This window comes from Meridianimarinicoccus aquatilis, assembly GCF_004358675.1.
Taxonomy (GTDB): Bacteria; Pseudomonadota; Alphaproteobacteria; order Rhodobacterales; family Rhodobacteraceae; genus Meridianimarinicoccus; species Meridianimarinicoccus aquatilis.
The window spans coordinates 1-23,312 of the sequence record NZ_SMZO01000004.1; the positions used below are offsets into that span (position 1 = coordinate 1).

General features: G+C 59.0%; 16 protein-coding genes and 2 pseudogenes. 3 read left to right on the forward strand and 15 right to left on the reverse strand.

Going from position 1 to position 23,312, the window contains the following annotated elements:
• The 15 genes and pseudogenes from E2L05_RS02515 to E2L05_RS02585 all read right to left on the reverse strand — a co-directional run.
• Nucleotides 1-580: precorrin-2 dehydrogenase/sirohydrochlorin ferrochelatase family protein (locus tag E2L05_RS02515; RefSeq protein ID WP_279512622.1), on the reverse strand; the 580-nt coding region annotated here is incomplete at its 3' end.
• A gap of 20 nt (nucleotides 581-600) precedes the next feature.
• Nucleotides 601-1,575, reverse strand: a complete 975-nt coding sequence (locus E2L05_RS02520) for a glycosyl transferase family protein (protein ID WP_133341325.1) — start codon at nucleotides 1,573-1,575, stop codon at nucleotides 601-603.
• Nucleotides 1,572-4,175 carry a nitrate reductase gene (locus E2L05_RS02525; RefSeq protein ID WP_133341326.1) on the reverse strand — a complete coding sequence of 868 codons (2,604 nt, stop codon included), beginning with the start codon at nucleotides 4,173-4,175 and terminating at the stop codon, nucleotides 1,572-1,574. Before E2L05_RS02525 ends, E2L05_RS02520 begins: the two co-directional genes overlap by 4 nt.
• A complete protein-coding gene (gene nirD, locus E2L05_RS02530) occupies nucleotides 4,172-4,504 on the reverse strand; it encodes a nitrite reductase small subunit NirD (RefSeq protein ID WP_133341327.1) in 333 nt (110 codons plus the stop codon). The genes E2L05_RS02525 and nirD overlap by 4 nt, the downstream gene beginning before the upstream one ends.
• Nucleotides 4,501-6,936: a nitrite reductase large subunit NirB gene (nirB, locus tag E2L05_RS02535; RefSeq protein ID WP_133341328.1), complete on the reverse strand. Its 2,436-nt coding sequence runs from the start codon at nucleotides 6,934-6,936 to the stop codon at nucleotides 4,501-4,503. The genes nirD and nirB overlap by 4 nt, the downstream gene beginning before the upstream one ends.
• A 10-nt stretch (nucleotides 6,937-6,946) precedes the next feature.
• Complete coding sequence (locus tag E2L05_RS02540; protein WP_133341329.1) at nucleotides 6,947-7,882, reverse strand: GAF domain-containing protein; 936 nt, start codon at nucleotides 7,880-7,882, stop codon at nucleotides 6,947-6,949.
• A 4-nt stretch (nucleotides 7,883-7,886) separates the two neighbouring features.
• A complete protein-coding gene (locus E2L05_RS02545; RefSeq protein ID WP_176600798.1) occupies nucleotides 7,887-9,557 on the reverse strand; it encodes an ABC transporter ATP-binding protein in 1,671 nt (556 codons plus the stop codon).
• A gap of 5 nt (nucleotides 9,558-9,562) precedes the next feature.
• Nucleotides 9,563-10,645: an ABC transporter permease gene (locus tag E2L05_RS02550; protein WP_133341331.1), complete on the reverse strand. Its 1,083-nt coding sequence runs from the start codon at nucleotides 10,643-10,645 to the stop codon at nucleotides 9,563-9,565.
• A 105-nt stretch (nucleotides 10,646-10,750) separates the two neighbouring features.
• Complete coding sequence (locus tag E2L05_RS02555) at nucleotides 10,751-12,118, reverse strand: CmpA/NrtA family ABC transporter substrate-binding protein (protein ID WP_133341332.1); 1,368 nt, start codon at nucleotides 12,116-12,118, stop codon at nucleotides 10,751-10,753.
• A gap of 262 nt (nucleotides 12,119-12,380) precedes the next feature.
• Nucleotides 12,381-13,556 (reverse strand): CmpA/NrtA family ABC transporter substrate-binding protein, encoded by a 1,176-nt coding sequence (locus E2L05_RS02560; RefSeq protein WP_133341333.1) that lies wholly within the window; start codon nucleotides 13,554-13,556, stop codon nucleotides 12,381-12,383.
• Nucleotides 13,553-14,138, reverse strand: a pseudogene (locus E2L05_RS02565) (ANTAR domain-containing response regulator). The gene E2L05_RS02560 and the pseudogene E2L05_RS02565 overlap by 4 nt, the downstream one beginning before the upstream one ends.
• Nucleotides 14,139-14,385: 247 nt before the next feature.
• Entirely contained in the window at nucleotides 14,386-15,099 is a 714-nt protein-coding gene (locus E2L05_RS02570) for a VPLPA-CTERM sorting domain-containing protein (RefSeq protein WP_133341334.1), read from the reverse strand.
• A gap of 106 nt (nucleotides 15,100-15,205) precedes the next feature.
• Nucleotides 15,206-16,279 (reverse strand): 2Fe-2S iron-sulfur cluster-binding protein, encoded by a 1,074-nt coding sequence (locus E2L05_RS02575; RefSeq protein WP_394346530.1) that lies wholly within the window; start codon nucleotides 16,277-16,279, stop codon nucleotides 15,206-15,208.
• 4 nt (nucleotides 16,280-16,283) lie between these two features.
• Entirely contained in the window at nucleotides 16,284-17,519 is a 1,236-nt protein-coding gene (locus tag E2L05_RS02580) for an aromatic ring-hydroxylating oxygenase subunit alpha (RefSeq protein WP_133341335.1), read from the reverse strand.
• Nucleotides 17,520-17,633: 114 nt separating this feature from the next.
• Entirely contained in the window at nucleotides 17,634-19,682 is a 2,049-nt protein-coding gene (locus tag E2L05_RS02585) for an NADH:flavin oxidoreductase (protein ID WP_208016212.1), read from the reverse strand.
• Between the two features lie 156 nt (nucleotides 19,683-19,838).
• Here E2L05_RS02585 and E2L05_RS02590 point away from each other — a divergent pair, with 156 nt between their 5' ends.
• From E2L05_RS02590 to E2L05_RS02600, 3 genes and pseudogenes are all read left to right on the forward strand, one after another.
• Nucleotides 19,839-20,579 (forward strand): 5-oxoprolinase subunit B family protein, encoded by a 741-nt coding sequence (locus E2L05_RS02590; RefSeq protein WP_165971670.1) that lies wholly within the window; start codon nucleotides 19,839-19,841, stop codon nucleotides 20,577-20,579.
• Nucleotides 20,576-21,575: pseudogene (locus E2L05_RS02595) on the forward strand (5-oxoprolinase subunit C family protein). The gene E2L05_RS02590 and the pseudogene E2L05_RS02595 overlap by 4 nt, the downstream one beginning before the upstream one ends.
• 135 nt (nucleotides 21,576-21,710) lie before the next feature.
• Entirely contained in the window at nucleotides 21,711-23,300 is a 1,590-nt protein-coding gene (locus E2L05_RS02600) for an ATP-dependent DNA ligase (protein ID WP_133341338.1), read from the forward strand.
• Nucleotides 23,301-23,312 lie beyond the last annotated feature (12 nt).

Below are 23,312 nucleotides of genomic sequence, written 5' to 3' on the forward strand. Positions count from 1 at the left end.
CCCCTCGGGTCCATTGGGCGCGCGGGGCATCGGCAAACACCCAACGCCAGAATTCGCGGCGCGCCGCCCGAGGCACACGCGCTGCGACCGCGTCGCGCATCCGACCTGCAAATGCTGCGAGACTGCCCAAGTTTGGCGTCAGCATTTGTTCGATCTGGGTTTTGATCTGGCGACCCAATACTGGCGCTGTGCCTTCGGTACCGATGGCGACCACCACCGGGTCGCGGTCCACGATAGACGGTGTGGTCATGTCGCACAGGGCAGGTTGGTCCACCACGTTGACTGGGCAGCGCGCGGCTTTTGCCAATCCGTGCAGTGCGGCGTCGAAACCGGGGCATCCGGTCGCAACAAATGCCATCGCCGCAGTTTCGAACAGCGCTGCCGTGATCGGCCCTGTGTGATGCTCGGCCCGGCCCGAAGTCACAATGGCGGCCAGTTCGGTGTCTAGCTCTGGAGCGGCCAACACCAAACGTGCGTCAGTTTTCAAAAGCAACCGCGCCTTTTGCGCGGCCTGTTCGCCGCCACCCGCTATGATGACCCTGCGGCCTGTGGTGCGGATGAACATTGGAAAGCTGTGCATGTGGGTCTCCAGTCTGGTCGTCAGGCGGCGACATCGCGGCGGCGGGACTCCCAAAGATCACGCGCGGCTTGTTCAGGGTGTGTAATGCCAGCCGTTTCGAGGGCAAGCGCGGCTGTGGACAGCACGATCGCTTCGGCAAAGGGGTCATGGACTGTGCCCTGCCAGATGTGGCCGAGTGTTTCGGGTGCAGACGGCGCATCGGCAAGGCGGCGGTGCGCGTCCATCCGCTGACCGGTCAGCCCGGTCCAAGCCTGCCCGCTGCGCAGACCGAAGGTAACGATGTCCTTGGCGGGGTGATGTTCAAATTCGCCACCGCCGCCCTTGAGAACGGTCAATCGGTCCAGTCCCAAAAGCTGCGCCGCATCCGCCTGCAATTCGCGATAGGATGGATGAAAGACGCCCTGCACGGCGGCGGTGGCCGCTGCCGGGTTCAGCATCCGGCACACCGTATTGACGCAGGAGCGCAGGCCAAGCACATCGCGCAAGCGTAGGAGCGCCATCAAGCGGGGCGACAGAACTTCCAGAGGAAGGTAGGCGATTCCATCGCGGGCAAGCTGATCTGCACTGTCCTCAAGGGTCGTGGCGGGCCTCAGGCCAATCGATGGCAACGCTGCCCGGACCGAGGCTGCTGCGTCTTGATGGCTGTTCCAGCCATGCAGCAAAACCGGCACACCTGCATCTGCCACAAGGCGCGCGGCGAGAAGAAACCACGGCAATCCGCGTGTGCGCCCGGCGGCGTAACTTGGCCAATCAAGTGCGGGCCGCGCACCGGTCCACGCTCCACGGTTTGCCCGGCGGACTGCGGCTGCGAAACCGGCGATTTCTTCTGCGGTTTCGCCTTTCATGCGCAACAGCATCAAAATCGCGCCGACCGCTTCGGGGGCTGCGTCCGGAGCCAGCATATGCGTCATTGCTGCGTCAGCTTCGGCTTGGGTAAACCCGCGCGCGCGCCCTTGTCCACGTGCCAGTATCTTCACATAAGGCGCGAGGGTCATTCCGCAGCCTCACGCGCGCGCGAGTTGGCCAGAAGCGTGGCAATCTCTGGCCTGCAAGACCCACAGTTCGTGCCTGCGGCCAAGGCTGCGCCAACGGCTTCGACCGTCATCAATCCATCGCTCTCAATGGCCGTCAGGATTGTATTCACGCCAACGCCAAAGCAGGCGCACAGCATCGGGCCGGGATCGGGCCTGTCCGCCGGCGCACGACCGGTCAGAACATCCTCATTGGGGAGGGTCGCAACGTAATCGCGCATCAGACCCAGTGGCTTCGGACCCGCAAATAGGGCCGAAATCAGCAGATCATTTTCGTAGAATGCCAAACGGGCTACGCCGCGTGCCGGGTCGGTGACGACCTGCGCCTGAGCGTCCGGTAGGTCGAACAGGTTGCGCGCTGCGTCTTCCCAATCGGCGGGTATGGTTTGGCCTGCGAGTTCCATCCGCCAGCCTGTCGCGCTCGGTGCAACTGCCCAGTAGTCGCATGTTGGCGTCATGGGGCGTGCAGAGACGGCGAACCCGTACCAAGACGCGTTAAACGCTTTCGCGGCGCAGACGGCTGCCTTGCTTTCAGGTTGTCCCGAAAAGGGATCAGTTGCCCCGGCGACCAAAGCATCAATTCGGCCGGTCGGCGCGGTTTGACCCGTCCAGTGGATCGGTGCGAACAGCTCGCCTTGCCGGGTTGCATCGCTGATAGTGGCCCGCAGAACGGCACGGCCTGTTGGGGATGTAACCTCAACAAGAGTGTCTGGTTCAATTCCCAGATTAACTGCATCAACCGGATGAATTTCGACAAAGGGTTCGGCCAAATGGGCGGACAAGCGCGGTGACAGCGAGGTGCGCGTCATAGTGTGCCAGTGATCCCGGACCCGGCCTGTGTTCAGCCGGAATGGAAAGCGCGGCGCGCGACGTGCATCGGGGGCACGCCAAGCCACTGGAACCATGCGCATCCGCTTGTCTGAATGGAACGATTGACCATCTGCAAAGAAGCGCCCACCGCGACGTCCGGCCACAGGCCAACGCGCAGGTGCCAAAGCATCAAACTCGGAATCGGTGATCTCTGCGAGGCCCGAGATGTCAAAATCGCGCCCAAAGCCGCCGGCAATCCCGGATAGCGCGGCGTGTTCGCGGAATATTTCGGCGCTGTTTGCGAAGTCGAACGCGGAACCAAAGCCCATGCGTTTAGCGACTTCGGCGATGTGCCACCAATCAGGCTTTGCCGCACCCGGAGCGGGCAGGACGGAGCGTTGCCGCGAGATGGTCCGGTCGGTGTTTGTGACTGTGCCATCCTTCTCGGCCCAGGCCGATGCGGGAAGAAGAACATCTGCAAGAACTGAGGTGTCCGTGGTTGCGGCAATTTCAGACACGACCGTGAAGTCACACCCCTTGATGGCGGCTTGGACTGCGTCAGCCTCTGGCAGTGTAACGGCAGGGTTGGTGTGCATGATCCAAAGCGCCTTGACCTGCCCCTTCGCAACGGCGCGAAAAAGATCGACCGCTTTCAGGCCCGGCCCTTCGGGTATCCGCGGGGCATCCCAAAAGTCCTTCACGGCGGTTCTGTGCGCCGCGTTTTCAATATCGAGATGGCACGCAAGCGTGTTGGCCAAGCCGCCGACTTCACGCCCTCCCATGGCGTTGGGTTGCCCGGTGACACTGAACGGGCCGCAGCCAGGCGTGCCGATACGCCCAGTGGCGAGGTGGCAATTGACGATCGAATTGACCTTGTCGGTGCCTGCGCTGGATTGGTTCACGCCTTGGCTGAAAATGGTCACGACGCGCTTTGTACCGATCCACATGCGGCAGAATTCATCCACTAAGTCTGATGAAAGCCCGGTTGGCTCGATGCTGTCAGCGCGCGCGGTTTCAAGCGCCGCGTCAAAGCCGTTCACATGAGACAGATACGTGCGATCAAGCGCGCCCGCCTCGGCGATTGCGGTCAACAGCCGGTTGAACAGGGCCACGTCAGAGCCGAGTTTCAACGGCAAGTGAAGGTCGGCTGCATCGCACGACGCCGTGCGGCGTGGGTCCACCACGATGAGTTTCGTGCCACGTTTCTCTTTGGCCGCCAGAACCCGTTGATGCAGGATCGGATGGCACCATGCCAAGTTCGACCCAACAAGGACCACCAGATCGGCTTCGTCGAGATCCTCATAGGTGCCGGGCACAGTGTCAGTCCCGAAGGAGCGTTTATGACCGGCCACGGTTGAGGCCATGCAAAGTCGCGAATTGGTGTCGATATTGGCCGTGCCGACAAAGCCTTTCATGAATTTGTTGGCAACATAGTAATCTTCGGTCAGCATTTGCCCTGAGGCATAGAATGCGACGCTATCCGGCCCGTGTTCAGCAATGGTCCTGCTGAACCGGTCCGCGACATGGTCCAAGGCGCTGTTCCAGTCAGTGTCTTGACCGTCTACTCGCGGGGCCAGCAAACGACCGGCCAGCCCCACCGTCTCGCCAAGGGCGGACCCTTTGGAGCAGAGCCGCCCGCGATTTGCAGGGTGATCGGGATCGCCTTTTACATCCAGCCCGCCCGCACCCTTTGGGGTAAGGAGAACGCCGCACCCGACGCCGCAATAGGGGCAGGTGGACCGGACGGAACTCACGCCGCGTTCCTTTTGCGTACGGAGTCCCCTTCAATCAGAATGCGGCCGTTTTCGACCATGACAGGATACGTCGCGATCTGGCCTTCATCCGCGCCTTGTGCTTCGCCGGTTTCCAGCGACCAGACCCAGTTATGGAGCGGGCAAGTGACCTTGCGATCATGCACGATCCCTTCGGATAGCGGGCCATTGCGATGGGCGCAGGTGTTGCTTGTGGCAAACACTTCTGCCTCTGCGGTGCGGAACAGGGCCACGCAGCCAACCGGTGTCTTTACAACCCGCGCCCCGCGAAGCGGCACATCTTCAATCGCACCAAGGTCAATCCAGCTCATTCCGCAGCCTCCAGTGTGAGATCAGTCAAAGGCGCGAAGCGGCTGGCGCTTTCACGCGGCGTATGTTCGGCCCATGGGTCTGTGCGATAGATGGTCTGGCTCAGATCGAACCGTTCGACCAAAGCCTTGCGTTCCACATCGTCGGACAGGGTTTCGCGCACCCAGTCCAGTCCGACCTTGCCGACCCACTTATAGGCCCGGTCAAGATACTTGGCGTGTTCGCGGTAGAGTTGAATAGACGCCACGGTCCATTCGACGGCTTCGTCTTCGGTCGCCACCTTAACCAAGGGCTCTGTCTCTTTCAGGTCCATGCCAGCCGCACCGCCAACCCCAACTTCGAACCCTGAATCGACACAGATTATGCCGACGTCTTTGCAGGTCGCCTCGGCACAGTTGCGCGGGCAACCTGACACAGCCAGCTTGACCTTGTGCGGGGTCCACGACCCCCACAGGTACTTTTCCAGCCGAATGCCAAGGCCCGTGCTGTCCTGAGTGCCAAACCGGCAGTGGTCGGTTCCAACGCAAGTCTTCACTGTGCGCAGGCCTTTGGAATAGGCGTGGCCCGAAACCATGCCGGCCGCGTTCAAATCGGCCCACATCGCGGGCAGGTCTTCGCCTTTCACGCCCAACAGGTCGATCCGCTGCCCGCCAGTGACTTTGACCGTTGGCACATCGTATTTGTCGGCGACATCGGCGATTGCGCGCAACTCACTTGCCGATGTGATCCCACCCCACATCCGCGGAACGACAGAGAAAGTTCCGTCTTTCTGGATATTTGCATGCTTGCGTTCATTTACGAAGCGGCTTTGTGGATCATCTTTGTATTCCACCGGCCAATCCGCCAGCAGGTAATAATTGATCGCCGGCCGGCACACGTGACAGCCATTGGGTGTGGACCACCCCAGTTCTTGCCAAACCGCAGGTTGCGATTTGAGTTCCTGGGATTTGATCAAGCGGCGCACGTCTTCGTGGGACAGGTCGGTGCATCCACACACCGGTTGCGCTGTCGGCAGGGTGAAGTCATCGCCCAAGGTGGCTGCGAGAACCTGTTCGACAAGCCCGGTACAGGTACCGCAAGACGCACTGGCCTTGGTCGTGGCCCGGACGGCCCCAAGGTCGGTTGCACCGCCTTCGATGGCTTCAACGATCTGACCTTTACATACGCCGTTACAACCGCAGATTTCTGCGTCAGCTGGCAAGGCTGCAACGGCGGCCATAGGGTCCACTGAGGACCCTCCCTGGTAGGCAGGTCCGAAGATAAGAGACTCCCGCATGTCGGAAATGTCGGTCTCATCCTTGATCAGGCCAAAGAACCAGTTTCCGTCAGCGGTGTCGCCATACATCACCGCGCCGACAAGACGATCATCTTCAATCACCAAACGCTTGTAGATGCCCCGCGCCGGGTCGCGGAAAACGATATCTTCGCGGCCTGGACCTTCGGCGAAATCCCCCGCCGAGAACAGATCGCAGCCTGTGACTTTCAGCTTGGTCGAGAGTTGTTTCGGCATGAATGCCGCGTCGTCGCCCAAAAGCGTGGCCGCGAGTACCTTGGCTTGGTCGTACAACGGCGCCACGAGACCAAAGAGTTGCCCCGCGAATTCAACGCATTCCCCAACGGCATAGATGCTGTCGTCGGATGTGCGCATCTGGGCGTCCACGTTGATTGCGCGGTTGACCGTCAGGCCCGCCGCCTTGGCAACAGCGACAGACGGGCGGATGCCGACGGCCATCACGACCAGATCGGCAGGCAACATGGTGCCGTCTTCCAACTCGACCGCTTCCACCGCATCGGTGCCGCGAACGGCCTTGGTGGAAGCTTCGGTCATCACGGTGATGCCGCGGCGTTCCAGATCGGCGCGCAAAAGGTACCCCGCGGCTGCGTCCAACTGACGTTCCATAAGGTGGCCAGAAAGGTGAAGGACAGTAACATCCATGCCGCGCAGGCGCAGACCTGCCGCCGCTTCGAGGCCAAGCAAGCCGCCGCCGATTACCACGGCGCGCGCGCCCGGCTTGCCGCAGGTGTCGATCATCTTGTTGGTGTCGTCGAGATCACGATAGGCGATCACACCGGGCAGATCGTGACCCGGGCAAGGGATGATGAACGCGTCCGACCCAGTTGCGATGACCAGCCGGTCGTAAGGGACTTCGCCATTTTCTCCGACAACAATTTTGCGGTCGCGATCAATATTTACGACCCGCTCGCCAAAGCGGCAGGTGACGCCATGCTGCGCGTACCAATCGTCGTCGTGGGTGACGATTTCGGCATAGCTTTTCTCGCCGGACAGAACCGGTGACAGCATGATGCGGTTATAGTTCCCGCGCGGTTCCGCGTTGAACAGTGTGACCTCGAACGCGCCGGGGGCGGCGTCGAACAGATGTTCCAGAAGGCGGCCAGAGGCCATGCCTGCTCCGATAACGACAAGTTTTTCCATCACATGTTCCTCAGCAATACCAGGCAACAATATGGGCGAGCTCGCCGCCCCGGTGGATCGGCAGGGCAACCATCATCTGATAGCCATTCGCGCCTGCGCCGGTTTGAGTTGTGGGCACACCAGTTCCCAGAACGCGGCCAATCGGACCCGACCAGGCCTTTGCCGTCTTTTCGTTTCCGGCATTTTCCGCATCCCAAAGCGGGCCTTCGCGTTCGCAGATCCCATCGATAAGTTTCGCTGTTCCGGGTGCGCCTGCCTTGGCGGCACGGGCATCCCAGATTTCAAACCGGCGCGCGATCGGTGTGCCCTTGGCGGAAAGAAGGGTCAGCACGAACGAGTCGCCGCCCGGAACCGGGATCGGAAGACCCAGACCAGTGGTCAGACCGGCCTTGCCCGCGCTTTCGGAACGGATGAACCGGTAGCCGGACCCAAGGTCGCGCATCAGGATTGGCGTTTGCGCCGACCACACACCGCCCGGAAGCCCCTGACCACGTGGGAACTGTGTGTGCTGGCTCACCCATTCGAAATGTGTCGCTGCGCCGTAGTAGCCGTCATTGAGGGCGAGCACGCCGTCTTTTTCGGCCCAAACCTCAATCGCGCCGGTGCGCACGGCATCGTCGGCGCACAGCACGACCAGAACCGCCTTGAGCTTGCTGCCAGCAAACACGGGAACTGCGACCGCTGCGGTCAGACCAACCGCTTTCGCGGCCTCGGTGCGCTTGAAATACGAGCCATCAAATTCCTTGAGGACGACAGGGCGCTCTTCGGACCATGCGCGTCCGGGAAGACCTTCGCCTTTGGCAAAACTTTCTTGGCGAGACGCCTCGGCAAACGCTTCGTGCGGGCCATACGCGCCGTTTGCCAGTGTCAGGCGATCCCCTTCAGGCACCCAGACTTCGGCAACTTCGATGAACGTTTGTTCAGCGGTGTCCAATATAGTTTCCATGATTTTATTCCGCTGCAATTGCGGACTTTGCCGCTTTGGGTGTTGGCCGCGCGCCGTGCTCGTATTCTTCCAGGAAGTTCAGAACCTGTTCACGGTAAAGGTAATAATCGGGGTGCTCCAACAGTGCCTTTCGGGTGCGTGGACGCGGAAGATCGACGTCAACGATACGTCCGATGGTGGCTTCTGGGCCGTTGGTCATCATGACCACGCGGTCCGCCAGCAAGATAGCTTCATCCACGTCATGTGTGACGCAGATTGCAGTGACCTTGGTGCGGTCCCACACTTCCATCAGAACTTCCTGAAGTTCCCAGCGGGTCAGACTGTCGAGCATGCCGAACGGTTCGTCGAGCAGCAGCAGTTTTGGGCTGAGCGCAAAGGCGCGGGCGATGCCGACGCGTTGCTTCATGCCGTTGGAAAGGTCGACAGCGGCTTTGTCCATCGCGTCGCCAAGTCCGACACGTTCAAGGTAGTATTCCACCACATCCTGACGTTCTGCGCGGGACGCTTTGGGGTATACTTTGTCGACCCCGATCGCGACGTTCTCTTTGGCAGTGAGCCACGGGAACAGCGACGGCGATTGGAACACGACCGCGCGTTCGGGATCGGCGCCTTCCACGTGACGCCCATCGAGCTTGATCGCGCCTTTCGAGATGTCGTTCAAACCGGCGGCCATGGTCAGGACCGTGGATTTCCCGCAGCCGGAATGCCCGATCAACGAAATGAATTCGCCCCGGTTCACCTTCAGATCAAAGTCTTCGACCACGGTCAAAGGGCCTTTGGGTGTTGGATAGATCTTGTGCAGTTGCGAGAAGTCGAGGAACCGGTCTTCGATCATTCCCTTTGCAGCATCTTTCTGCGCCTTGGGCAGACCGTGGATCGGGGTGACGTTGGGCAGTTGGCGTGCTGTACCGGCTTCGGCCTTGATGCCCACATCCATCAGGTACCCTGTGATGTCCGCTCGAAGCCGCTTGAAATCTTCGTCGTGGTTCATTGCGGCCCGTTCACGGGGACGCGGGATAGAAACGGAGAATTCCTGCCCCAGCGTTCCGTCAGGGTTCAGTGCGATGATGCGGTCGGCAAGAACGATGGCTTCGTCCACGTCGTTGGTTATGAGCACACAGGTTTGTTTTTCCTCGGTCCAGATCGCTTCAATCTCGTCAGCGAGGTTGGCGCGGGTCAACGCGTCGAGCGCCGAAAGTGGTTCATCCAGCAGCAGGATTTCCGGGTTCATCGCCAGCGCACGGGCCACGTTGACCCGCTGACGCATCCCGCCAGACAATTCTGCCGGTCGGCGCGCTGCGGCGTGCGAAAGGCTGACCATCTTGATGTAGTGGTCTACTTTCGCTGCTTTTTCCTTGCTGCTCAGGTTCGGGAACACGGTATCCACGGCAAGGCGCACATTGCCCGCAACAGTGAGCCAAGGCATGAGCGAGTAGTTCTGGAAAATCACGCCGCGCTCTGGGCTCGGGCCGGTAACCGGCTTTCCCTTGACGGTGACTTGGCCGGACGTGGGGTGCTCAAGACCCGCCATCAGGTTGATCAACGTGGTCTTTCCTGTGCCTGAGAAGCCCAGCAGAACCAGAAACTCACCTTGAGCCACGTCAAGATTAATGTCCTTGAGCACTGGCGTTTCGCCATAGCTTTTGCACACGTTAGAGAATGTGAGGATACCCATACCGATCACCGTTGGTTCGTGAAGGTGAAGGCGGCCTGGATCGCAAACATCAGACGATCAAGAAGGAAGCCGATGATGCCGATGGTGAAGACCGCAACCATGATCCGGGCCAGGGACGAAGAGCTGCCATTCTGGAATTCATCCCAGACGAATTTGCCAAGACCAGGGTTCTGGGCAAGCATTTCCGCCGCGATGAGAACCATCCAGCCAACACCAAGCGAAAGACGCAGGCCTGTGAAAATCAGGGGCAGGGCGGATGGCAGCACCAGTTTGGTGATCTTGGTGTATGTGTTCATTTTCAGAACTTTGGACACGTTGACCAAGTCCTTGTCGATGGATGCAACACCCAACGCGGTGTTGATCAGCGTTGGCCAAAGCGAACACAGGGTCACAGTAATAGCCGAGACAAGGAAGGATTTTGCGAACAGCCCGTCATTGGTGACATAAACGGCCGAGACGATCATCGTTACGATTGGCAGCCATGCCAGCGGGCTGACCGGCTTGAAGATTTGAATGATCGGGTTCAGAGCCGCGTTCGCGGTGGGTGACAGACCGGCGGCGATCCCAAGCGGCACGGCGACCGCCGTGGCAATCAGGAAGCCAAAGAACACCGTGTAGATCGATGTGCGGATTTGCTGATAGAAGGATGGCGCGCCGGTATAAGCGACATTTTTCACTTCGTCAGCGCGGCCAGCATCGATAAGGCGTTGATTGCGGGCGGCGACCATTGTTTCGAACTTTGCGCGCTGCTCGCCGGTACGGACCGCATCAGCGTGCAAACCGCGGGCTTCGGTCCAGACCTGCGCAGGTCCGGGCACGGCACCAAGTGACGTTTGCACCTGGGGGGCGAGAACGGCCCAAAGCATAAGGAACCCGGTTATGGCCAGAAGTGGCACTCCCAGCAGGCGCCAGATTTCAGAGACTTGCGCGCGTGGGTTGTCGCCAGCGGCAGCGCGCAAAATGGGGGTCACCCACGACAGTCCGAACACGTTGAACCAAGCGTCGGCCTTGTTAATACGGGTGAACCAGCGTGCGCGGCGGGCTTCGCGATTTTGGGCTTCAATAGCAGTCGGATCAACGGCGGTCATGTGATGTTCCCGAAATGATCTAGGTTAATGAGACCCCCAAGAAAGGGTGGTCGTGCAGGGTTTTGTGCGGGCGGCGGATCGCAAGGACCCGCCGCCGCGGCAGGCTTAGCCTTCGACGTTGGAGCCGACGACTTTTTGGCCTGTTTTCAAACCGATAGAGAGGCTTTCGAGATAAGCGTTGGGCGCGCGTCCGTCATAGCCGATACCATCGATGAAATCCTCGGCGGGCGCGGGGGCTTTGTAGCCGTCTGTGTCCCAAGGGAAGCCATCTTCAGGTGCCAAGCCTTCGTCGACAAGCAATTTGGCAGCTTCCATGTAGATGTCTGGACGATACACGCTTTCCGCAGTGTCAAAGTACCACTGGTCGTCTTTGGATTCCGCAATTTGGCCCCAGCGGCGCATCTGAGTGAGGTACCAGATAGCGTCGGAATAGAACGGGTATGTTGCGTTATAGCGGAAGAAGACGTTGAAATCGGGGACTTCGCGGACGTCGCCTTTTTCATACTCGAACGTGCCTGTCATCGAGTTCGCGATGACTTCTTCGTCTGCACCGACATACTCGGGGCGCGACAGCATGGCGACGGCTTCTTCACGGTTGCCGTTGTCGTTTTCGTCAAGCCAGATCGCGGCACGGATCAGAGCTTTGGTGACGGCCAGCGTGGTGTTCGGGAACTCTTCGGCGAATTCAGCGGTGATGCCGAAGACTTTTTCCGGGTTGTTCTTCCAGATTTCGTAATCGGTGATGACCGGAACGCCGATCCCTTTGAACACGGCTTGCTGGTTCCAAGGCTCGCCAACACAGTAGCCATAAATCGTGCCGGCTTCGAGCGTCGAAGGCATTTGGGGCGGCGGTGTCACGGACAGAAGGACTTCGGCCTGAACCTGGCCGGTTGCATCGCCGTCGCCATAGAAACCGGGGTGCAAACCGCCCGCTGCAAGCCAGTAACGCAGCTCGTAGTTGTGGGTAGAGACAGGGAACACCATGCCCATGTTGAATGGCTTGCCCTCGTTACGGTAGGATTCAACAACCGGCGCGAGTGCTTCAGCCGAGATCGGGTGCTGCGGACGACCGTCATCCATCATCGGGATGTTTGGCTTCATCTCTGCCCAGACTTCGTTGGAAACGGTGATGCCGTTGCCGTTCAGGTCCATGGAAAAGGGTGTGATGATGTGGGCTTCGGTGCCGTAACCGATGGTGGCCGCCAAAGGCTGACCCGCCAACATATGCGCGCCGTCAAGCGTGCCGTCGATAACGCCGTCCAGCAGCACTTTCCAGTTGGCTTGTGCTTCCAGAGTGACAAAAAGACCTTCGTCAAGGAAATAGCCGTTTTCATACGCAACCGCGAGCGGTGCCATGTCGGTCAGCTTGATGAAGCCAAAGGTCAGTTCGTCTTTTTCAAGCTCCAACATCTGCGCGAACGCTGGGCTGACGATAAAAGTGGTGGCCACAAGGCCAGCAAAAACTCGGTTCATGGAGTGGTCCCATTTCGGGCCGGCATCGGGGCCGGCCAAACACATGAAAAGCCGCTGACACACCCGCTTTGATAAGCGAGGGTCGAGCGGCTTTGCTCATAATCCCAACCATTTGGGTGTCTGGACGCGAATGGCCCCGTTGCCCTTCGCCTCTTCTTCATGCCCGGCAGTCGGATCGTTGGGAAGGAAATTCGATAGCATGGAGTTACTTTATGCTGCGATGCAGCGTTTTTGGGCGTAACTGCTCGCGCACTGGGCAGAGTTAAAACCCCGGATCGAAGGTTTTGCCGTCAAAAAAGGCATTCTTGGGAAGAAGAAACTCCCGCCGCGTTCCCGCAACAAGGGCGTCTTCCGTCAAGGCGCCCTCCACACGCGACGATGCCGTGGGCAGATTCGCCGAACTGTTTGCAAGTGCGGCGCGATAGAGATCGCTGCGAAAGACAGCGGATGCGGCGCGCATGGCTTGGGCGCGATCCAAACCGGTACGTGCCGCCAGTCTGTCACCCATCCATGCAGCTTGACTGCGCCATGGGAACGTTGCCGCGAATGAATGAAACCCGACAAAGCGCGGGGCGCTTCGCACGTCCCCTGCAGAATTGACGATGATTTGACCGGTAAGCGCGCGTTCGATCTGGTCAGGCGCAACATCGAGGTATTCGCGACGAGACAACATTTCAGCGGCAAGCGACCTTCCGTCTGGTGTGTCAAGCCACCGGCCTGCGTGCCAAACCGCGCGGATCAATCGCGATGACAAATCTGGCTCGGCTTCGGCCCAATCGCGTCGGACGGCGAGAACCTTTTCTGGGGCCTGCGCCCAAATTGCATTGCCCGGCAGCAAAAGCTGACCAACGCCGCTTTCCAGCGCCTTTGATCCCCACGGCTCGCCAACACAGAATGCGTCGATTTCGCCGGCTCGGATTGCATCGCCCATCAAGGGCGGCGGAACCGTATGGATGGAAAGGCTTTGCGGACTAGGGTGCCCAAGCGCAGACAACCAGTAGAATACAAGTTCCGCATGCATTGAAAATGGAAAGGGCACGCCAACACGCAACGGTTCAGGCGCCGCCGATATCAGGGCACGGCCAGCGGCGACGGGATCTGCAAAGTCGAAGGAATGACCAGCATCGCGCATGCGGGCACCCAACTCAGCGCTCACACCGATAAGAGTACCATTCACAGAGAGCACCGACAAAGCATCCATTGCGCCCACGCCACCACCGCCAAGGCCCAAAGCCATTGCGACAGGGACCGGAGCCAGCATATGTGCGGCGACCACTTGCCCAAACGACAGTGCATCACGCGCGGTGGCCCAAGAAGGCGCGCGTTTCAGTGAAATTGCGATGCCCTCATCGGCGGCAAAGCCCATTTCATGTGCCACGACCAGAGGTGCGCAATCGACCAGCGGAACAAATCCGATATTCAATGTGGCCGATCTCATCCCAAAAGGCCCGCTGCTGTGACCAACGCCTCGGCGACATCTGCGACACGGCGGCCCTGATCCATGGCCGTGCGGCGCAGCAAAGCATAGGCTTCGTCTTCCGAAATACCGCGCGCGCGCATCAAAAGACCTTTGGCCCGATCAATAACTTTGCGTTCTTCCAACGCACGTTTTGTTTCCGCCAATTCAGTTCTCATTCGCTGCATCAGGCGGAACCGTGCAATCGCGGCTTCAAGGATTAGGTTTGACACGCAAGGGCGTCAGCCCATCCACAACATAGGCCGATAAACCAGCTTCTATCGCGGCGGCGGAAAGGCCGGCGTCGCTTCGATCGACAAACAGTGCAACCGGTCTGTCCAGTGGGCCTGTGGCGAGGGTGAGTTCTTCGATGGTATCGCGGGAGGGGTTGGCAACGTCGACCAGCACCAGGTCAGGTTTTCGTTGCGCAATGTTCCGTGCCAAAGCGGCGCGCTCTGCCACCACGTGGATTTCGAAATCTGCGTCATCCGATAGAGCATCGACGATAAACCGCGCGCGATCTGGATCTGGTTCGACGACGACAATTGTCAGAGGTTTTGGCATTTGGCTGAACATCCGCAACCGCGTGGCGCGGTCGGCCATATGTCGCACACGATGTCAGCAGTGGGGACCTGTTGAGTGGTTTTTTCATCGCCCCGCCCATTCTTGCCTTTTTTAAGGGCGCAATTTCAATAATGTGCCTGTTAATTAATCTCGGGAAGCTTCGGGCATCGTGTGCCCGACAGAAAAAGACCGCCCATGCAAAGCAGAGCGGTCTCGTCTGAAACTTGGAAGCCTAATGTGGCTGAAGTCAGGCTTGGTGCGCCTTGCGCCGACGTGTCGTTACGCCCAGAACGGCAACTCCACCAACCAACAGCGGAAGGCCTGCAGGCAACGGGACGGTCGCCGTGGTCCCCGTGCCGGTCGATGTAAGTGTGGCAATCACACCGGACCCATTGGGCGCAGTATGTTCATGTTCGAACAGCGGAAACCCAACCCCTGCACAATAAGCCGTGCGTCCGAACAGCTCCAGCGCTTGCATGCTGAACCCCGCATCGCCGGGCGTGAAGTTCTTGTCGATCTCAAGGGTCAGCGTGGACCCAGCAATGGAATATGTACCGCGCGGACCGACTGGCGAACTGGCAGAGCAGGGTTGCGCATAGGACTGGTCGCTAAAAACCAGATACATATGCGGGTCCCAGTAACTAGACGCTGCGCGAAACGTAAAGGTCTCGTTCGGGTCGCCTGACGAAAACGAATACATGTTTTCAACATTTGACCGGGTCGAACTGTTGGTTGTTGTCAGAGAATAACTGATCAAAGTGCGCGAGGTCAGGAAATTGTCGTCAAGAACAATTTCACCTTTCACGCTTCCGCGTCCGGGGATCGGATCGGCATAAGCGCCCAGTTGATTACCTTCGCGCAAGATCGGGAATGTATAGTCGATGGCGTAGGTGTAAGTTGTGGCAAGAACGGGCACCGGTGCAGCACAAGCCGCAAAGCACAGAAAGAGCAGTTTTCTCATTATGGTCACTCCCTTGAAACGAATTCAAATTAATTAATTTGAGGATTCCGCAAGGGCAACTGAAAAAGCGTTTTTGGTTAATGATCGCATGGCGGGCAAACGTGGTTCACAGTTCGACTGTCACACTGCCAATAGGGTGAGAACAGCAGGCAAGGATGTAACCGGCGTCGATATCATCTTCGCTGATCCCGCCGTTGTGGAGCATATGAACCTCGCCGGCTGTCTTGCGAATTTTGCAGGTGCCGCAAACGCCGAAGGTGCACCCGGATGGGATGTTCAAACCAGAGGCTTTTGCGATTGCCAAAACCGTGTCGGTTTCCAAGCATGCGGTTGTTACGCCGGACGGGCCAAAGGTGATCTCGGCTGCGCAGGCATCGTCAGGAACAACGTCATCATGTCCGGGATCCTCTGCTGCGGCTTCGGTGGCGGCGTGAAAGCTCTCCTGATGGTAGTTCGCCATATCAAAGCCCAGCGCGTTGAGCATGTCTCGCACCGATTGCATGAAGCTTTCGGGGCCGCAGCAAAACACCTTTCGGTCCAGATAATCCGGCGCCATAAGGCCAAGCATCAATTGGTTGAAACGCCCACGATAGCCGGTCCAAGTGTGATAGGGGTCGTCTTCGCGCACGACAAAGTTCAGCCGTAGGCCAGGCATGCGCGAGGCCATGAATTCCAGCCGAGAGCGAAAGATCAGTTCCGATGGACGGCGGGCGCAGGCGATAAAGCTGACATCGGGGGATTCGCCCCGATCGAAAAGATAGCCCGTCATTGCCATCATCGGAGTGATGCCAGAGCCTGCCGAGATGAACAGGTACTTGTCATCTGGCTGACGAGGCAGGGTGAACTGCCCAGACGGCGCGGTGGCCTTGATCTGTACGCCGGGGCGTAAATGATCAAGCATCCACCGGGTTCCGATGGACCCTTCTTGTGCCTTCACGGTAACTGAAATCGACAGCGACCGTGATGGCGACGATGAAATCGTATAGGTTCTCAGCAACGGGCCGCCGGGAACCGGAAGAAACAGTGTCAGGAATTGGCCTGGCAAATACTTGAACCAAGCCCCCGACGGTGCCCGAAACGCGAAAGTACACACATCCGGCGCTTCTGGAATGACGGCGGTGCATTCCAAAGGCTCAGTTCCATCCCACGGGGCCATGTCGTCATAGGGCATCGGAATCATCGGATCACTCCGCAGCCATCAGGCCGCGCCCGGTTAGGCGGGATTGCAGCGCGCGGGCATACCAATCGACAAACTGGATCACGCCACTTTCCTGACGCGGCGAATACGGGCCGGGCGTATAGCCGGGCGAATTGATGCCGATCTGGTTTTCTTCGACGATGCGGCGATCTTCATCGTTGGTGTGCAACCAGACTTCTGTCAGGCGGTTCAGGTCGTAGTCCACACCTTCTTGCGCGTCTTTGTGCACGAGCCATGTGGTCGTAACTTGTGTTTCCGTGGTCGAAATCGGCATGACGCGAAACACCAATGCATGGTCTGACAAGAAATGGTTCCAGGTGTTTGGATAGTGAAAGAACAGGCAGGTGCCCGCGTTATCAAACGGGATGCTGCCGATCCGTTTACTGACGGCTGCCTTGCCGTCCATCGTGTAGCTGACCGCGTCGCCCATGAACGGGATGCGTACGAACCGCCACTGTTCTGTTGGTGTGATGGTGTATTTTGATGGCAACCCGGCGGCTTCACAGCGTGCGACATGGGCCGCACCTTGTGGTGACGACAGGCTGTCATCCGCACCAACGAGGTCAGGGTCATCCGAAAACGTGCGGCACAAAGACGGGTGAGACCCTGAGCAATGATAACACTCGCGGTTGTTTTCCAGCACCAGTTTCCAGTTGGCTTTCTCGACAATGGTGGACTGAAACGCGACCTTGCAATCGGCCATCCCGTGTGGGCCGGCATACCGCGCCGCTTCGTGGGCAAGGGGGGCGAAATCCGGCGCAGCCTCGGCAAGGCAGACAAAGACGAGCCCGGCTGCTTGCGCCACGTGAACAGGTTTCAGGCCATGCTGCGTGGGATCAAAGTCATCGCCCATTTCCCGCGCCCACAGGAGCCGTCCGTCAAGTTCATAGGTCCATTGGTGGTAGGGACAGACAAGCTTGGGAGAGACCCCTTTATCCGCAGCACAAACGCGGCTGCCCCTGTGACGGCACGAATTGTGAAAGCCGCGCAATACCCCGTCAGCGCCGCGCACAAGAATAATCGCGGCCGCGCCAATTTGCAGCGTGATAAAGCTTCCGGTTTTTGGAAACTCGGCAACCGTCGCGGCCATGAGCCAGTCTTTGTACCAAATGTGACGGAGATCTGCCTGATAGACATCAGGATCAGTATAGAATGGTTGCGGCAGGGAATGACCCTGCTTGCGCGAGAGGACAAGAGAAAGGACGTCAGCGTTGCTCAGCATCATGGATATCCTGAAAGTCCGCCCGAGGGCGATGAACTGGGGAATGATTTACGGATCGCGCGGCTGATACTCTGGCCTGAAAGCGGCGCGATAGGGGCGGGAAGAGACAAGCCTTTAAACATCCTTCATCAAGCGAAGGGCATCATAAATAGCGGCGTGGGTGTTGCGCGCAGAAACTGCATCCCCGATGCGGTAAAGTACAAAGCCTGCATCGTGGGTCTCGCCCATGGGTTGCGGGCGCCCTTCGATCAGCGCGTCTTGATCGACTGCGCCAAGGTTACTGGAATGGGGCTTGAGGTCGAAGTACAAGTCATCCAGCGGCAGCGTGCCATGATTAACCACGATCTGGTCGAAATCGCGGGTCTCTGTATGGGGCGAGTAATCCGTCCCGATCACTGCACGCAGCCTATTCCCTGTACGGTCGACCGCGCGCAGGCGGTAGGTGACTGTGAACCGAACATCCTTGTTCTGAAGGGTGCGCATGTAAGGCACGAGGTTCATTGCCATGACATCCGGAGCAAAGCTGCGGTCTGGCGTCATGATTTCCACGTGCGCCCCGCTAGCCGCGATCAATTCAGCGGCCTGAAGTGCTGCGTGATCTCCGGCGTCATCATAGATCAGGACCGATTGACCGGCCTTTGCATCGCCAGACAAAATATCCCAAGCGGATACCACAAGATCATTGCCACGGGTCAGGACATCTGTATCAGGCAATCCTCCCGTCGCGACGATCACCACGTCAGGGGATAGGTCTAGGATGTCTTTGGCTTCGGCAAAGGTATTGAACTGAAACTCCACATCACGGGCCGCGCATTGCGCCATACGCCAATCAATAATGCCAATCATCTCACGCCTGCGCGGGCTTTGGGCGGTGAGGCGGATTTGCCCCCCGGGGTCAGGGGCTGCCTCAAACACCGTCACGCGATGCCCACGCTCTGCCGCGACGCGGGCAGCTTCCAACCCGGCTGGTCCGGCCCCGACGATCACAACACGTTTGGGCCGCTCGGCGGGCTCGATCGTATGGGGCATCGATAATTCACGCCCTGTGGCCGCGTTGTGGATGCATAATGCGTCGCCGGCCTGATAGATGCGGTCAAGGCAATAGGTCGCTCCAACACACGGACGAATGTCGTCTTCGTGCCCGGACATGATCTTTTGAACCACATGCGGGTCAGCCATGTGCGCGCGGGTCATACCCACCAGATCAAGAAGACCTGAGGCCACGGCATGACGTGCAGTGGCAACGTCAGGAATGCGGGCGGCGTGGAATGTGGGCATCCCGGTTTCTGCGCGAACCTTTCCGGCGAAATCCAGATGCGGCGCGCTGGGCATACCTTGCACCGGAATCACATCGGTCAAACCTGGGTCGGTATCGATATGACCCCGGATCACGTTCAGGAAATCAACCTGCCCGCATTCAGCAAGCCGACGTGATATTTCGAGCCCTTCATCCTCTGAGATGCCGCCCTCGACCGCCTCGTCGGCGGTATAGCGGATGCCGACAATGAAGTCTGGTCCGACCCGTTTGCGCACGGCGTCAAGCACATCGAACGTAAACCGCAAGCGATTGTCCAAACTGCCGCCATAGGGGGCGTCCAGCGTATTGGTTCGTTCGGACCAGAATTGGTCCATCAAGTGCCCATAGGCTTGTAATTCAATCCCGTCGAGACCTGCCGCCTGCATCCGCTCTGCAGCGTCCGCATAGTCCGTTATTATGCGGGCAATGTCCCAATCTTCCAGCTTTTTTGGAAAGGCCCGGTGTGCGGCTTCACGCGCATGGCCAGGCGACACGGCTGGAAGCCAATCACCCTTATTCCAATGGGTGCGGCGCCCAAGATGTGTGAGCTGGATCATGACCGCGCAGCCATAGTCGTGGCATTCGTCCGCCAGTTTCGCCATCCAAGGAACAACTTCGTCCTTCCAGACGAGCACATTGTTGAAAACAGGCGGTGAATTGCGTGAAACCGCCGCCGACCCGGCTGTCATCGCCAACCCAACACCGGCTTTGGCCCGTTCCGCGTGATAGGCGCGATAGCGATCTTTGGGCATACCGTCTTCGGGATAGGCCGGTTCATGCGCCGTCGTCATGATCCGGTTCTTGAGCGTCAGGTGTTTGAGTTGATAGGGCTGCAGCAGTGGATCGGTGGAAAGGTCCTTTGGCATTGCGGCTCCGGACAGTTTACGTGGCTCGACTGTATCTATGTGTAGGCTCATTCGGCGCGCCGGTTTTCCGCAAGGCGACCAGAGCAGGTGCAAACGCGACAACGGTTGCAATGGTTTGCTCGGTTTGGTTCAGTCCCCGCAACGCAAGGAGTCGCCGTGCCAGACACCCCTAACGTCCCCGAGTTTCCGCTCATCGCCCCGTTGGGTCTGGGCGGTTGGCTGGTGCGCTTTGGCGACCGGCCCGACGACGCAGCAAACCGTGCTGCGTTGTCCTTTCGTGCGGCCATCGACGCCGCGAACTGGAAGGAAGTTGCGGAAACGGCCACCGCGCTCGCGTCCGTTTTCGTCAGTTTCGATCCCATGGTCACAGCGGCCGATGCGCTGAGGCACAAACTCGCGATGTTGCTGGCTGAGCGGGATTGGATGGGGCAGGGGTTGCCCGCAGGGCGGCGGCGCTGGACCATTCCCTGTGCCTTTGGCGGCGCAAGCGGCCCCGCCTTGACCGATGTTGCGCAACAGGTCGGCTTGAGCGCAGACGAGGCAATTACAGCACTGACCCAAACACCGGTGCGCGTTCTGACCTTGGGGTTCGCTCCGGGACAGCCGTATTTGGGTACGTTACCACCGGAATGGGATATTCCGCGTCAGAAAACTCTCACGCCAATGGTGCCTGCCGGTGCGCTGGTCGTGGCTGTGCGGCAACTGATCGTGTTCACGGCGTCCACACCGACGGGCTGGCAACACATCGGGCAGACAAGCTTCGGCTGCTTTCGGCCAGACAGCGACTCAGCTTTTCCTTTGCGCGCCGGAGACGAGGTCGTGTACCGGGCTGTATCTGCAACGGATCTTCCACCATTTGGCGGTGATGGCGGCGCAATCTGCGAGGATCTGCCATGACGCCAGCCCTGAAATTAATAGCGGTTGGCCCGCACGTTACCGTTCAAGATACTGGTCGCTTGAGAACTTTGGCATTTGGATTATCGCGCGGCGGCGCGGCTGATCGATATGCCTTGGCGGAAGGCGCCGCATTGCTAGGGCAGGCCGCGGACTTGGCCGTGTTGGAACTGGCGGGAATGGGCGGCACCTTCATGGCACGCGGCGCGTTTTGCGTGGCGCTTACCGGTGCAGTTATGAGCGCGGAAATTGACGGCACACCTGTTCTATGGAACGCGTGTCACATGCTGCAAGACGGCCAGACATTGTGCATTGGTCCGGCGCGGCACGGCAGCTATGGCTATCTGTCAGTGGGCGGCGGTTTTCTGACGCCAACACTTCTTGGGGCGAGGTCGATGAATCCGGTCGCGGGTGTTGGCACCCCGCTGGAGGCTGGCGATTGCTTGCCTGTGGGGGGTGGCGGTCGTTCAGGACTGCGGCTTGAGCCTGTGGCGCGTTTTGGAAGTGGAACGCTGCGTGTCTTACCCGGCCCGCAAACCGACCTGTTCACAAAGGACATGCTTTCACGTTTCTCAGAAACGACATTTCGCCGTGATCCGCGGAGCAATCGCCAAGGTGCTCGGCTTGCGCAAGACAGTGACGGATTTTCAGCAAAGGGCGGGCTCAGCGTTCTGTCGGACATTATCGTGCCTGGCGACATCCAGATCACGGGCGACGGCACCCCATTTGTTTTGATGCCAGACGGCTGGCGGCTATCCGCGGCTCGGGTCGGTTTTGCCATGCGATCTTGCGCGGGTCGCACAGGCCGGACCCACAGACGAATTGCGCTTCCGGTTTGTGGACCGGGGTGAAGCCCTTGCCGCAGAAAGTGCTGCGCGTGCGGCTTGCGCAAAACTCTCTGCACAGGTCGAGCCAGTTTTGCGCGACGCAGCCGACATACCGGACTTGTTGTCATACCAACTTATCAGCGGTGTGACCTTGGGGGACGACCTGTTCTGAGTAAAGCAAATGGCTGATCCAATAGTTATGGAATCAGAGTTATGTAAATTATATATGCGTGCTTTGTCGTTCAGACCAAGTGAGCCACTGGTCGTAACACGCCGATGGCGCTAGGTTTCTTAGCAAGGAGACCCCATGCGCGCTTTTGCCGATCTATTCCGTAGCCTTGACCAGACCTCGCGGACCAGTGTGAAAGTGTCTGCGCTTGCAGCTTATTTTGACATGGCACCAGAGCGCGATCGACTTTGGACCATCGCCTTACTGTCGGGTCGGCGCCCAAAGCGCTTGATCAGCACTGGGCGTTTGCGTGATTGGGCCGCTGAGACGGCACAAGTGCCCTTATGGCTGCTGGAAGAAAGCTATGCCGTTGTCGGCGACTTGGCAGAGACAATTGCGCTTTTGCTTCCAACATCTGGCGGTACAAGCGCGCCGACGCTGTCGAACGTCATGGATGAGTTGGCCGCACTTTCGAATGCGGAAGACGACGAAAAACGTGCGACGGTGATGCGGTATTGGAACGACCTGCCGCCGGATGCACGGCTGGTGTTCAACAAACTGATCACTGGCGGATTTCGCATGGGCGTCAGTCGCAAGCTGATGACAAGGGCACTATCAAAGGCCACTGGAATTGAGGAAAGCGATCTGGCGCACAGGTTGATGGGTAATTGGACACCGCAAACAATCAGCTATGCCAATTTGGTGCTTGAACCAGATGCCAGTGAGCAGACTGCGCGCCCCTACCCCTTTTATCTCGCCTATCAGATTGAAAGTGCGCCCGAAGACCTGGGTGACCCCGGTGATTGGATGGCCGAGTATAAATGGGACGGAATCCGCGGTCAGCTCATCCGGCGCGGCGGCGATTGGCATCTTTGGTCACGTGGCGAAGAACTGATCACTGATCAATTTCCCGAACTGGCGGCCACGTTAGACCATGTCCCAGATGGCACAGTCTTGGATGGTGAATTGCTGGCTTGGCAAGACGATGCGCCGCGCCCCTTTGCTGATCTGCAAAAACGGCTTGGCCGCAAAACGGTGCCTAAAAAGGTGCTGAAGGACGCGCCCGTGGTGCTTCTGGCCTATGATCTGCTTGAATTTGGCGGCAAGGACCTTCGCCCATGGCCACTTCGATCAAGGCGCGACGCCTTGACTGAGGTGATCCGCGCCCTGCCCCCAGATTGTCCGGTGCGCCTGTCCGACCCTTTGAAGTTTGCAGATTGGCCCGCGCTTGCTGCCATCCGTTCCAAAGCCCGCGACATTGGGACCGAAGGCGTGATGCTCAAGCGGATGCACGCCCCATATCTGGATGGGCGGCGCAAGGGCGATTGGTGGAAATGGAAGTTGGACCCAATGACCGTCGATGCGGTGATGATCTATGCGCAGGCAGGTCACGGACGCCGGGCAAACCTTTACACGGATTACACATTTGCCGTTTGGGACGGGGATACCTTGGTGCCGTTTACCAAAGCATATTCGGGCCTGACGGATGCAGAGTTCGGCAAGATCACAGCGTGGGTCCGCAAGAATACGTTAGAGCGTTTCGGCCCCGTTCGCCGCGTGACGCCTGAACTCGTGTTCGAGATTGCGTTTGAAGGTATTCAGGAAAGCAGGCGTCACAAGTCCGGTATTACGCTGAGGTTTCCACGCATGGTCAGGTGGCGTCAGGACAAACCAATGGCCGAGGCGAACACGCTCGCCGATCTTCGGGCCCTATTGCCGGAGCCGTGAAAATCGCGGCGC

Excerpts from the sequence above, each read along its gene's own strand:
- E2L05_RS02520 (WP_133341325.1), bottom strand. The coding sequence starts at position 1,575 with ATGACCCTCGCGCCTTATGTGAAGATACTGGCACGTGGACAAGGGCGC.
- nirD (WP_133341327.1), bottom strand. The coding sequence starts at position 4,504 with ATGAGCTGGATTGACCTTGGTGCGATTGAAGATGTGCCGCTTCGCGGG.
- nirB (WP_133341328.1), bottom strand. The coding sequence starts at position 6,936 with ATGGAAAAACTTGTCGTTATCGGAGCAGGCATGGCCTCTGGCCGCCTT.
- E2L05_RS02540 (WP_133341329.1), bottom strand. The coding sequence starts at position 7,882 with ATGGAAACTATATTGGACACCGCTGAACAAACGTTCATCGAAGTTGCC.
- E2L05_RS02545 (WP_176600798.1), bottom strand. The coding sequence starts at position 9,557 with ATGGGTATCCTCACATTCTCTAACGTGTGCAAAAGCTATGGCGAAACG.
- E2L05_RS02550 (WP_133341331.1), bottom strand. The coding sequence starts at position 10,645 with ATGACCGCCGTTGATCCGACTGCTATTGAAGCCCAAAATCGCGAAGCC.
- E2L05_RS02555 (WP_133341332.1), bottom strand. The coding sequence starts at position 12,118 with ATGAACCGAGTTTTTGCTGGCCTTGTGGCCACCACTTTTATCGTCAGC.
- E2L05_RS02560 (WP_133341333.1), bottom strand. The coding sequence starts at position 13,556 with ATGAGATCGGCCACATTGAATATCGGATTTGTTCCGCTGGTCGATTGC.
- E2L05_RS02570 (WP_133341334.1), bottom strand. The coding sequence starts at position 15,099 with ATGAGAAAACTGCTCTTTCTGTGCTTTGCGGCTTGTGCTGCACCGGTG.
- E2L05_RS02575 (WP_394346530.1), bottom strand. The coding sequence starts at position 16,279 with ATGATTCCGATGCCCTATGACGACATGGCCCCGTGGGATGGAACTGAG.
- E2L05_RS02580 (WP_133341335.1), bottom strand. The coding sequence starts at position 17,519 with ATGCTGAGCAACGCTGACGTCCTTTCTCTTGTCCTCTCGCGCAAGCAG.
- E2L05_RS02585 (WP_208016212.1), bottom strand. The coding sequence starts at position 19,682 with ATGCCAAAGGACCTTTCCACCGATCCACTGCTGCAGCCCTATCAACTC.
- E2L05_RS02600 (WP_133341338.1), top strand. The coding sequence starts at position 21,711 with ATGCGCGCTTTTGCCGATCTATTCCGTAGCCTTGACCAGACCTCGCGG.